Annotated in this window: 8 protein-coding genes; 3 read left to right on the forward strand and 5 right to left on the reverse strand. The window is 73.5% G+C overall.

The features are described 5' to 3' along the window. Positions 1 to 91: 91 nt before the first annotated feature. A complete protein-coding gene (locus CP976_RS20820; protein WP_150481748.1) occupies positions 92 to 640 on the reverse strand; it encodes a MarR family winged helix-turn-helix transcriptional regulator in 549 nt (182 codons plus the stop codon). 122 nt (positions 641 to 762) lie between these two features. Here CP976_RS20820 and CP976_RS20825 point away from each other — a divergent pair, with 122 nt between their 5' ends. Next, positions 763 to 2028, forward strand: a complete 1266-nt coding sequence (locus CP976_RS20825; RefSeq protein ID WP_150485427.1) for an MFS transporter — start codon at positions 763 to 765, stop codon at positions 2026 to 2028. Between the two features lie 45 nt (positions 2029 to 2073). On the opposite strand, the gene CP976_RS20830 is transcribed toward CP976_RS20825, so the two are convergent. Then, positions 2074 to 3741 (reverse strand): ATP-binding SpoIIE family protein phosphatase, encoded by a 1668-nt coding sequence (locus CP976_RS20830; RefSeq protein ID WP_150481749.1) that lies wholly within the window; start codon positions 3739 to 3741, stop codon positions 2074 to 2076. 173 nt (positions 3742 to 3914) lie between these two features. Next, positions 3915 to 5294 (reverse strand): NAD(P)/FAD-dependent oxidoreductase, encoded by a 1380-nt coding sequence (locus CP976_RS20835; protein ID WP_150481750.1) that lies wholly within the window; start codon positions 5292 to 5294, stop codon positions 3915 to 3917. Between the two features lie 375 nt (positions 5295 to 5669). Here CP976_RS20835 and CP976_RS20840 point away from each other — a divergent pair, with 375 nt between their 5' ends. Both CP976_RS20840 and CP976_RS20845 read left to right on the forward strand, forming a co-directional pair. Continuing rightward, positions 5670 to 6449: a TetR/AcrR family transcriptional regulator gene (locus tag CP976_RS20840; RefSeq protein WP_150481751.1), complete on the forward strand. Its 780-nt coding sequence runs from the start codon at positions 5670 to 5672 to the stop codon at positions 6447 to 6449. Between the two features lie 277 nt (positions 6450 to 6726). After that, positions 6727 to 8724, forward strand: coding sequence for a sigma-70 family RNA polymerase sigma factor (locus CP976_RS20845; RefSeq protein ID WP_150481752.1), 1998 nt, complete (start codon positions 6727 to 6729; stop codon positions 8722 to 8724). Here the strand turns inward: CP976_RS20845 and CP976_RS44685 are convergent. Both CP976_RS44685 and CP976_RS20850 read right to left on the reverse strand, forming a co-directional pair. After that, positions 8711 to 9262, reverse strand: coding sequence for a hypothetical protein (locus tag CP976_RS44685; RefSeq protein ID WP_373304862.1), 552 nt, complete (start codon positions 9260 to 9262; stop codon positions 8711 to 8713). The two genes, CP976_RS20845 and CP976_RS44685, sit on opposite strands and share 14 nt — an antisense overlap. Further along, entirely contained in the window at positions 9174 to 12050 is a 2877-nt protein-coding gene (locus CP976_RS20850; RefSeq protein ID WP_373304861.1) for an AfsR/SARP family transcriptional regulator, read from the reverse strand. Before CP976_RS20850 ends, CP976_RS44685 begins: the two co-directional genes overlap by 89 nt. Between the last annotated feature and the right edge of the window lie 46 nt (positions 12051 to 12096).

A 12096-nucleotide genomic window follows, 5' to 3' on the forward strand; every position in this document is an offset into this window, starting at 1 on the left:
GAACCGTTACGGCTCCGCGGCAACCCGAAGAACTTTACGGATCGGCGAGGGGGCTGTCAAGCGTCCCCTGTCAACATCTTTTGTGCGGGCGTCAGTCCAGGTCGGAGAGGCGGCCGCCGGCGTCCGGCTGGGCGTCTTCCACCCGGCGCAGGAGGCGGGTGAGGACCTCGCCGAGCGCGGTGCGCTCGTCCGGGGACAGGTCCTGGAGCAGGTCCTCCTCGAAGACCGACGCCAGGCGCATCGCCTCCAGCCACTTCTCCCGACCTCCCTGCGTGAGCTCCACGATGACGCGGACCCGGTTGGACTCGTCCCGCTCCCGGGTCACCAGTCCTTCGCCGACCATGCGGTCGATGCGGTGGGTCATGGCGGCCGGGGTCAGGCCGAGGCGCTTCGCGAGGTCGCTGGGGCCCAGGCGGTAGGGGGCGCCGGAGAGGACGAGGGCCTTGAGGACCTCCCACTCGGCGTTGCTGATGCCGAGGGCCGCGGTCTGACGGCCGTAGGCGACGTTCATGCGGCGGTTCAGGCGGGACAAGGCGGAGACGATCTGCTCCACCTGGGGGTCGAGGTCCTGGAACTCGCGCTGGTACGCGGCGATCTGCTCTTCGAGGGTCGGCTCGTTGGGGCCGGGGGTGTCGCCCATGGGCGCAGTATGGCACGGCCGTTCTTTGCCTTGAAGTCCTTGGGTATGTACTCTTTACCTTCGAAGTTTAGTTTCGAAGTCTTCACTCCTAACTTGTGAGAGAGGTGAACGTGACCAGGGCGATGGGCGCAGCGATGCGCCGGATCCACATGGGCAACGCACTCAGCGCGTTCGGGCTCGGCTTCACCGTCCCGTATCTGTACGTCTATGTGGCGCAGGTGCGTGGACTGGGAGCCATGACGGCGGGTCTCGTACTCGCCGTCTTCGCTGTGGCGGCGCTGGTCGTGCTGCCGTTCGCCGGGCGGGCCATCGTCCGGCGTGGACCGTTGCCGGTGTTGCTCGCCGCCCTGGTCACCGCCGCCCTGGGTGCGCTGAGTCTGGGGATCGCGAGCAGTGCGGCCGCCGTGCTGGTGTCGGCTGCCCTGCTGGGGGCCGGGCAGGCCGTGATGCAGCCGGCGCTGGCCACGATGATCGTGGACTGCTCGTCGGCGGAGACGCGGTCGCGGGCCTTCGCCACGCAGTTCTTCCTCCAGAACCTCGGGCTCGGGGTCGGTGGCCTCATCGGCGGTCATCTGGTCGACACGACGAGCGCTGCCTCCTTCACGCTGCTCTTCGCGATCGAGGCGGCGATGTTCCTGCTGCTGGTCGTGGTGATGGCGACGGTGCGGATGCCGCACGCGCCGCGGATCGAGGGCGCGCCCGTGGCGTCGGGGCGGGGCAGCTGGAAGCAGCTGCTGGGCAACCGGGCCATGGTGCAGCTGTGTGTTCTGGGCTTCGTGCTGTTCTTCGCCTGCTACGGGCAGTTCGAGTCGGGGCTGAGCGCGTACGGGGTCGAGGCCGCCGGGATCTCGACGTCCGCGCTGGGGACGGCGCTGGCCGCCAACACGCTGGTGATCGTCGTCGCGCAGTTCGCCGTGCTGCGGTTCGTGGAGCGGCGTCGGCGCTCGCGGGTGATCGCCGCTGTCGGTCTGATCTGGGCCGTGGCCTGGGCTGTCGCCGGGTACGCGGGGCTGGGGCACGGGAGCCAGGAGATGGCGACCGCCGCGTTCGTCTCGACGTACGCCTTGTTCGGGCTGGGTGAGGCGATGCTGTCGCCGACGGTCGCCCCGCTGGTCGCCGACCTGGCGCCGGAGGGGATGGCCGGGCAGTACAACTCCGCGTTCGCTCTGGTCAAGCAGCTCGCGCTGGCCGTCGGGCCGGCGGTGGGCGGGCCGCTGGGGGCCTCGCTGCACGCGCCGTACATCGTGGCGTTCCTGCTGTTCTCGCTGGGGATCACCTGCCTGGCGATGCGGCTGGGGCGGCAGCTCACGGAGGCGCAGGACCGGCCGTGGCTCGCGAAGAGCCGGGTCGTGGCGCGGGGTGGGGCGCCCGTTTCCGCGGACGTCTGATCCCCTCCCCCTCTCCGCCCCTCCAGTCCCTTCCTCGTGTCTCCGCTATGTCCCCTGCGTGCGCGGCAGCGCGAACTCGCACCAGACCGCCTTGCCGCCGCCCGGTGTGCGGCGGCACCCCCAGTTCGACGCGATCGTGGCGACGATGGCGATGCCCCGGCCCGATTCGTCGCCCGGTTCCGCGCGGCGGCGTCTGGGGAGGTGGTCGTCGCCGTCGGTGACCTCGATGATCAGCCGCCGGTCCGTGCGGCGCAGTCGCAGGCGCATGGGCGGGGTGCCGTGCTGGAGGGAGTTGGCGACCAGTTCGCTGGTGGCCAGGACGCCCAGGTCGTGCAGGTCGGCGGGGAAGCGCCAGCTGGTCAGGACGCCGGAGGCGAAGGCACGCGCGCGTGGGGCCGCTTCCACACCGCCCAGGAGTTCCAGGGCGGCGTTGCGGAAGAGCTCGCTGTCCGGGCCCGTCCGGGCCGGGTGCTGGAGGACCAGGACGGCCACGTCGTCGTCGTGGTCGGGGGTCACCCCCGCCGAGCGGACCAGCCGGTCGCAGACGACCTGGGGTGTTCCGGTGGCGCCGGCCAGGGCGCGTTCCAGAGCGGCGATGCCCTCGTCCAGGTCGGCGTCGCGGCGCTCCACCAGGCCGTCCGTGTAGAGGACGGCCGTGGAGCCGGGGCTGAGGGGGATCGAGCCCGAGGAGTGCATCCAGCCGCCGGTGCCGAGCGGCGGGCCGGTGGGTTCGTCGGCGCGCAGGACCGTGCCGTTCTCGTCGCGGACGAGGATGGGGAGGTGGCCCGCCGAGGCGTAGACCAGCTTTCCCTCGTTCGGGTCGTGGACCGCGTACGCACACGTGGCGATCTGGTTGGCGTCGATCTCGGCCGCCAGGCCGTCGAGGAGCTGGAGGACCTCGTGCGGGGGCAGGTCGAGGCGGGCGTAGGCGCGGACCGCCGTGCGGAGCTGGCCCATGACCGCTGCCGCGCGGACGCCGCGGCCCATGACGTCGCCGATGACGAGGGCGGTGCGGCCGCCGCCCAGGGTGATGACGTCGTACCAGTCGCCGCCGACCGCGGCCTCCGTGCCGCCGGGGTGGTACGTGGCGGCGACGCGCAGGTCGTCGGGTTCTTCGAGCTCCTGGGGGAGCAGTGACCTCTGGAGGGTCACCGCCGTTTCGCGCTGGCGGCGTTCGCTGGCGCGCAGGCGTTCGGCGGCTTCGGCGTGGTCGGTGACGTCCGTGGCGAAGACGAGCACTCCGCGGCCGTCGCTGCCGCCCTTGCCGTCGCCCTGGGCGACCGGGGTGCAGGTGAAGGTGTAGGAGCGGCCGTCGGGGGCCTTGCGGGACTTGACCGTGCGGGGCTTGCCGCTGCGCTGGACCTGGTCCAGGAGGGGGAACAGGCCGAGGGCGGCCAGTTCGGGGAGGGCTTCGCGGGCCCGTTCGCCCAGGGGGCGTACGCCGAAGGCGGTCGTGTAGGCGTCGTTGACGTAGGCGATGCGGTGGTCGGGGCCGTGGACCAGGGCGACGAGGGACGGGACGCGGTCGAGGACCTCGCGCACCCGCAGTTCGTCGACGGCGGGTACGGACGGCGGCTCGTCGGTCAGTTGTTCGGCACGGGCGGCGGGTACGGAACCTTCCCCCCGCCGGTCCGGGGAGGCCGTCTGCTCGGTCCGCGCTGCGGCGCGGCGCTGCGTTCCGGGGAGCCGGGCGCTCCAGCGCGTGAAGTTCACGAATCCTTGCCTCGTGTAGTCGTCGGCGGCCGGCACCGGAACCGGCCGGGGCCCCGGGGGCCCGCACCGGGGCGTGTGGGGGCACGCCCGTGGTGGTGGACCAGTCTGGCAGTGAGCGGACCGGACCGGCATCCGTCAGACGCCGGGCCGGCCGGTGGAGTTCCTGGGTCCGGTCAGGACGACCCCTTCGGGTTGTGCGGGGGGTCTTGGGAAGGCTTTCCACCGGCCGCGAGTTCGAACTCCGCCCGGGGGTGTTCGAGTGAACCCAGGGAGACGATCTCGCGTTTGAACAGGCCGGCCAGGGTCCATTCGGCGAGCACGCGCGCCTTGCGGTTGAAGGTGGGCACGCGGCTGAGGTGGTAGGCGCGGTGCATGAACCAGGCGGGGTAGCCCTTGAGCTTGCGTCCGTAGACGTGTGCGACGCCCTTGTGCAGGCCGAGGGAGGCGACCGAGCCGGCGTAGGCGTGTTCGTACGTCTGAAGGGGCTCGTCGCGCAGGGTGTGCACGATGTTGTCGGCGAGGACCTTGGCCTGGCGGAGGGCGTGCTGGGCGTTGGGGGCGCATTCGCGGCCGGGTTCACCGGCCGTGACGTCGGGGACTGCGGCGGCGTCTCCGGCGGCCCACGCGTGCGTGGCGCCTTCGACGGACAGTTCCGCCGTGCACCTGAGCCGTCCGCGGTCGTTGCGGGGCAGGTCGGTGGCGGCGAGCACCGGGTGGGGTTTGACGCCGGCCGTCCAGACGACCGTACGGGTGGGGAAGCGGGCGCCGTCGCTGAGGACGGCGACCCGGTCCGCGCAGGACTCCAGGCGGGTCTGGAGGCGTACGTCGATGTTGCGGCGGCGCAGTTCGGTGACGGTGTAGCGGCCCATCTCCTCGCCGACCTCGGGCAGGATGCGGTCCGAGGCCTCGACGAGGATCCACTTCATGTCCTCGGGCCGGATGTTGTGGTAGTAGCGCGCGGCGTAGCGGGCCATGTCCTCCAGTTCGCCGAGCGCCTCCACGCCCGCGAAGCCGCCGCCGACGAAGACGAAGGTGAGGGCCGCGTCGCGGATCGCGGGATCGCGGGTGGAGGAGGCGATGTCCATCTGCTCGATGACGTGGTTGCGCAGGCCGATCGCCTCCTCGACGGTCTTGAAGCCGATGCCGTGGTCGGCGAGGCCGGGAATCGGCAGGGTGCGCGAGACGGAGCCGGGGGCGAGGACGAGTTCGTCGTACGGCAGCTGCTGCCCGCCCGTGCCCTCCTCCGCGGTGGCGAGGGTGGTGATGGTGGCGGTGCGCTTCGCGTGGTCGACGGCGGTGGCCTCGCCGATGACGACGCGGCACCGGTCGAGGACGCGACGCAGCGGTACGACGACATGGCGGGGGGAGATGGCGCCCGCGGCGGCCTCGGGGAGGAACGGCTGGTACGTCATGTACGGGTCGGGGGTGACGACCGTGATCTCCACCTCGCCCCGTTCCAGTTCCCGTTTCAGTCTGCGCTGGAGGCGCAGGGCCGTGTACATCCCGACGTAGCCACCACCGACAACGAGAATGCGCGCACGTTCCTTCACCATCCCATGACGCACCCACCGCTTGCGTTTGTCCACAGCCTCGACGAATTGTGTGACCGGAGCGGGAGAGCGCGCGGAGTTGGCCGGAAAGGCGAGCTTCGGTGAGTATGCGCAGGTCAGCAGGGGTGGTACGGGGGGCGGCCGGGGGCACATTCGGGACGTATACGGCCCGTACTCCGATCGGTGGGCGCTCCGTGCGGAACGTGCCCCTTCTGAATTGACTCCCTCTCAACTATGTTCGTGTGACGACGGGGTGTAGGGGGATGCGCTCGCCGGGTCCGCGACGGGCGGCCCGGGGACCCGGGCCTGTTCCCCCGTCCCGGCATCGAATGGCGGGGAGTGTCTCCGGGGGGAGACGTCATTACCGGGGGAATGCATATGCATGTTCAGGACTCTCATTGGTCGTCCGCGTCCGCTGTCGCGGCGGGTGGCGTGACGATGAGCGCGACGGCGGGCAACGGACGCGGGAACGGATCGCGGACGACGCCGCTGCGCGTGGACGCACAGCGCAATCTGGAGCACGTGCTGCGGGCGGCGCGCGAAGTGTTCGGCGAGCTGGGGTACGGCGCGCCGATGGAGGACGTGGCGCGCCGCGCGCGCGTCGGCGTGGGCACGGTGTACCGGCGGTTCCCGAGCAAGGACGTGCTGGTGCGGCGGATAGCCGAGGAGGAGACCTCCCGGCTGACCGACCAGGCCCGTGCGGCGCTCGGGCAGGAGGACGAGCCGTGGTCGGCGCTGTCGCGCTTCCTGCGGACGTCGGTGGCCTCCGGCGCCGGGCGGCTGCTGCCGCCGCAGGTGCTGCGGGTCTCGGTCGAGGAGGACCGGGCCGGTCAGGCGCGGGTGCCGCAGCAGCGGACGCAGCCGGGCTCGACGGAGCTGCGGCTCGTGCCGGAGGAGCCGGTGGCGGTCGCCTCGGTGCCGGCGCCGGCGGTCGGGGCTGAGGACGACGCCGGGGCGTCGGCGCTGCTCGAGGTCGTGGGTCAGCTCGTGGATCGGGCGCGTGCGGCGGGTGAGCTGCGGGCGGACGTGTCGGTGTCGGACGTACTGCTGGTGATCGCGACGGCCGCGCCCTCGCTGCCGGACGCGGCACAGCAGGCGGCCGCGTCGGCCCGGCTGCTGGACATCCTGCTGGAGGGGCTGCGGTCGCGGCCGGCGTGAGTTCGCCGGTTGCCGGAACGGGCGGACCCATCGGCCGGGCTGGTCGGCCGGGCCAGTCGAACGCCCCGGTCGGCTTAGCCGGTCGACCGGGTCCGGTCGCCTTCCAAGGTCCGGGTGACGGGGGATCATTCCCCGAATGAGTGACGGCTAGTACTGGCGTGCGGTAAATCCCCACGGATGAGTGAGGGTCCGGTCTCCAGGGGTCTGACCAAAAGCCAATATGGCACTCTGACCCGGTGGTCTGGACGTGTTGGCCGGCTGGCGGGGGCTTTCCGCGATGAGCGTTGACGGGCGGGACGAGTCGAGCGGTGACGGGGACGCCACAGCCGGCGGCCCTGTCCCGCCGCAGGTGCCGAGACAGGGCGGACGCGGGAGCCTCCCACCGGGCGGGCATCCCGCCGACGGCTCGGTCCCGCCGCAGCGCGCCTGGCGTGAGGACGGTGCCCTGCCGCCGCGGGAGCTGCCGCCCTCCGACGCCGATCTCATCGACCGGATGCGCTCGGGCGACGACACGGCGTACGAGGAGCTGTACCGGCGCCACGCGCAGGCGGTGCGCCGGTACGCCCGGACCTGCTGCCGTGACGCCTACACCGCGGACGACCTGACCGCCGAGGTCTTCGCCCGCATGCTCCAGGCGGTACGCGGCGGCTCCGGCCCCGAGCACGCCGTACGCGCATACCTGCTCACCTCCGTCCGGCGGGTCGCCGCCTCGTGGACGCGGTCGGCGCGGCGGGAACAGCTCGTCGACGACTTCGCGGTGTTCGCCGCCCAGTCCGCGCGCGGCTCCGACGTGTCCGACGACGACACGCTGGAACTGGGCGCCGACGTACGGGCGATGCACGAGGCCGAGCGGTCCCTGGCCATGCGGGCCTTCCGGTCGCTGCCGGAGCGGTGGCAGGCCGTGCTGTGGCACACCGAGGTCGAGGACGAGTCGCCCAGCGAGGTCGCCACCCTCTTCGGGCTCGACGCCAACGGCACGCGGGTGCTCGCCAGCCGGGCCCGCGAGGGCCTCAAGCAGGCCTACCTCCAGGCCCACGTCAGCGCCACGCTCACCGACGACCAGGAGTGCGCGCGCTATGCCGACCAGCTCGGCACGTACGCCCGCGGCCGGCTGCGCACCCGTGCCGAGCGGGGGCTGCGCAAGCATCTGGAGGAATGCGCGAAGTGCCGGCTGGCCGCGACGCAGATCCAGGAGGTCGCCGGCGGTATCCCCGCCGTCGTGCTGGTCGCGGTCATCGGCTGGCTCGGTGCCGCCGGGTACGCCAAGGCGGCCGGGCTCATCGCCGGAGGCGCGGGAGCGGGGGCGGCCGGAGCCGCGGGTGCGGCCTCGGCGGCGGGCGGGGGCTCGTCGGGCGGGTCGGCGGCGGGCACCGGTTCGGCCGGCGGGACTGCGGGGAGCGGCTCGTCCGGTGCCGGAGGTGGTGCGGCCTCCGAGGGCGTGGGCGCGCCGGTGAAGGCCGGTATCGCGGCCGGTGTGGTCGCCGTGGGCGTCGTGGCCGCGGTGGTGCTGGCGCTGGCCGGCGACGAGAAGCCGAAGGAGGAGGCGAGGTCGGCTCCCACCCCGTCCTCGCCGGTGGGCCGGCCCGCCGAGCCCACGCCCTCTCCCTCGCAGCGGGAGCCGGGGCCACGGCCACCGGGAATCGTGCCCGCGCGCGCCGAGCAGCCCGCGCCGACACCGGCCCTCAGGACCAGCCCGTCGTCCGCGTCCTCCCCGGCCCCGACACCGAAGCCCACCCCGCCGCCGCCCGCCTCCCCGAGGCCGGCACCACCCCCGGCACCCACGCCCACGCCCACACCGACACCGCCACCCCCACCGCCACCGACGGAGGAGCCGCCCGCCCCGGCCGTCTACCAGTGGAACGAACTGTCGTACGACATCAGCGGCGACGGCACCGAGCCCGAGATGCGGATCGGCACGAGCAGCTGGGTCTGGCAGCGGTACGGCCTCTCGGCCGGCGACCAGCGGTACACGCACGGCGTCACCGTGCACGGCCGCTCCTCCGTCACCATCGACCTCAACCGCTCCTGCTCCTCGTACGAGGCGCTCGTCGGGGTGGACGACCTGACGCTGAAGCTCGGCAGGGTGTACTTCTCCGTCTACGCCGACGGGGTCCGGCTGTGGCGGTCCGGGCCGGTGGAGGGCGGTGACCCGGCGGTTCCCGTCCAGGTGAACCTCACCGGCCGCAGCACCGTACGGCTGGTCGTGGAACCGCACGGCGCCCTTGACAACGTGGTCCTGGCGGACTGGGCGGAGTCCGAGTTCACCTGCGGTTAGCGGCTTTCGACGCCGTGGCGTGCGAGCTCCGCGCCTGGTCCAGCTCGCGCAGGACGTCGTCCGGGGTGAGCGCCGCGCCCCGGGAGCGCTCGGCGTCGCACCGGGCGGGGCCCAGGGCGGAGCGAGCGGCTGCCCCGATCCGCTCCGCCTGGGCGTGCTCCGGCATGGGGCGGGGACGGCCGGCCCAGCACTGGTCCCCGGCGCCGAGCAGCCGTGCCGCGCGCGGGAAGTCGCCGAGGTCGGAAAGCAGTCCCGCCGCGCTGTCCACGACCGTGGCCCGGATCGCGTCGGAGCACCGCTTGTCGACGGCCTCGTTCAGGGCTCCGGTCAGCTTGGCCAGGGCGGGCTCCGGGCCGGACTCGCTCGCCGTGATCATGGCGTCGACCAGATCCAGCATCACCAGGAACTGGGGCGGTGGTGTACCGCGCGCGACGTCCGCCCGCGCCGCCTCACAGAGCTCGCGCGCCCGGACCGTGTGCCCCTCCTCGGACGCCATCTGGGCCCGCAGCAGCAGGACGAACGCCTTGGAGTCCGCCACGCCGTACCGGTCGGCGGCGGCGCTCGCCTCGTCCAGCCCCGCCAGCGCGGCCGGGCGGTCTCCCGCGCGGTAGGCGATCTCGGCGAGCCGGGCGATGAGGAACGGCGACTCGGTGTACGCGCCCACCTCGTAGGCGAGCCGCAGCGCCTCCTCGTACTCCCCCTTGGCCTCCTCGAAGCGGCTGCGCGCCATGACCGGCCTCGCCGGCCGCGCCGCACACCTGGGCCCGCAGCCAGCGGTCCCCGGCGCGGCGGCTGAGGAGCCGGAGTTCCGCGAGGTCGTCGTCGACGCCGTCCAGATCGCCGGACGCGTCGACGACCATGTGCGTACGGAACATCAGCGCGACGGCGGTCTCCCACTCCCCGCCGTGCGTACGGCAGTTGGCGACGGCGGAGTCCATGACGGTCCGCAGGTCGCTCCGGTCGCCCACGTAGGAGGAGATGACCGGGCAGACGAGCCCCGGGATCCGGGCCGCCCGTGGGCCCCCCTCCTGGAAGTAGGCCCACACCCGCTCCACGTACGGCCGCCGCTCGTTGACGAACGCCTCCGTGGACCCGGCTTCGGTCACGAAGAGCATGTGCAGCATGCGCAGATCCATCCGCAGGGCGTGCAGCGGGTGCCCCGCCTCCCCGTCCGGCGCGGCGAGGAGGTGGTCGACGGGGTCGGGCAGGTCCGGTTCGCCGCCGGACGGCACACGCCCGGCGGTATCCCTCTCCACGCCCAGGCGCAGAGTCCGGCCGAGCCACTCCATGCCCTCGTGCCGGTAGTTGCGCAGCCACCAGAACCAGCCCATGGCCAGGACCAGAGCGCCGGCCTCCTGCTCGTCCCCGGCTGTGAGGGCCCGGTCGAGGGCCGCGCGGATGTTGTCGAGCTCGGTCTCCAGGCGGGAGATCCACGGCAGTTGCGCGGCGGAGCGCAGCAGCGGATCGGCCTGCTCGACGAGCGCCCGCACCCATGCCCGGTGCCGGCGCTCGGCCGCGGCGCGCAGCGACGGAGCACCGGCGGCGCGCTCGACGGCGTACTCGTGGATGGTCTCCAGCATCCGGTACCGCATGCCGGCGGAGCCGACCGGGCCGTCCGGGCCGTCCTCGCGGTCTGTGCCGTCCGGGTCCTCCGGCCCGCCGGGTGCCGCGACGACGAGGGACTTGTCGACGAGCGCGCCGAGCAGCTCGGCGGCGGGCCCGGTGCACACCGCCTCCGCCGCCGCCAGGTCCCAGCCGCCCGCGAACACGGACACCTCGCACAGCACCGTCCGCTCGGCCTCGTCGAGCAGGTCCCACGACCAGTCGACGACGGCACGCAGGGTCTGCTGGCGGGGCAGGACCGTACGGCTCCCGGAGGTGAGGAGGCGGAAGCGGTCGTCGAGCCGGTCGGCGATCTGCCGGGGCGTGAGCAGCCGGAGGCGGGCGGCGGCCAGCTCGATGGCGAGCGGTAGTCCGTCCAGGCGGCGGCAGATCTCCGCCACCGCCCGCTCGTCACGGAGCACGGCGTCCGCGTCGGGTCGGACGGCGGCGGCACGCTCCGCGAACAGCCGGCGGGCGGGATCCGGCGGCAGGGGCTCGACCGGGCGCACCACTTCGCCGGGCACGCCCAGGGGTTCACGGCTGGTGGCGAGGATCGTGAGCCCCGGGCAGCGGGTCAGCAGGGTCTCGGCGAGGTGGGCGGCGGCGCCGATGACATGCTCGCAGTTGTCGAGGATCAGCAGTTGGCTGCGCGGGGCGCAGTACTCCACGAGCAGGGCGACGGGGTCGTCCTGCACGGCCGTCAGCTCGCTGGTCATCAGCACGGTCTCGCGCAGACCGAGCGCGCTGACCACCGCTCCGGGCACCGCCTCGGGCCGGTCGAGCGGGGCGAGCTCGACCAGCCACGCCTGCGGGAGCCCGGCGGCGGCTTCCTCGGCGAGACGGGTCTTGCCGGAGCCGCCCGGTCCGGTGAGGGTGACGAGTCGGGCCCTGTGCACGTCGGAACGGATGGCGTCGATCTCGGGTTCCCGGCCGACGAAGGAGGTCAGACGGGGACGGATGTTCCCGGTGCGCTGGGGCGGAGCGGGCGTCGGCTTCTCGCTCCTGGCGGCCGACGCGAGCAGGTCGGCGTGGAGGGCGCGCAGATGCGGGCCGGGGTCGGTGCCGAGGCCTTCCGCGAGGGCGCGGCGGGCGGAGTCGTACGCGGCGAGGGCGTCGGCTTCGCGTCCGGTGTCGCGCAGGGCGCGGATGAGGAGGGCGTGCAGCGGTTCGTCGTAGGGGTGTACGGCGGTCAGTTCCCGCAGTTCCGGTACGACGTCCTGCGCCCGGCCGAGCCGCAGGCGGGCCTCGGCCCGGGCCCGGGTCGCCTCCAGGCGCGTGGCCTCCGGGCGGGTGGCGGCGGTGCGGTCGGGGAGGTCGGCGAGGGCCGGGCCGCGCCAGAGGGCGAGGGCGTCGTCGAGATGCCGTTCCGCCAGGGCGGGGGCGTCGGCGGCGAGCGCGTCGGTGCCTCGCTGGACGAGCCGTTCGAAGACGAAGAGGTCGATGTCGTCGGGCGTGGCCGCGAGGCGGTAGCCGCCGGTCTCCGAGGTCACGGCGTCCTTGCCGAGTGCGCGGCGGAGGCGGCCGACGAGGGCCTGGAGCGCGGCGTGGGCGTCCTGGGGCGGGTCGTCCGTCCACACCTCGTCGATCAGGGTCCGGGGCGGGGTGATGCGGGAGGGGCGCAGGGCGAGGGCGGTGAGCAGGGCGCGGAGGCGGGGACCGCCGACGGGTACGGCTGTGCCGTGTTCGTCCTCTGCCGTGGTGACGCCCAGGATTCTGTACCGCACCGGGTCATTGTCGCTGGGGTGGGTGTGAGGGACGTGGGGTTTTCGG

This window comes from Streptomyces coeruleorubidus (assembly GCF_008705135.1).
Classification (GTDB): Bacteria; Actinomycetota; Actinomycetes; order Streptomycetales; family Streptomycetaceae; genus Streptomyces; species Streptomyces coeruleofuscus.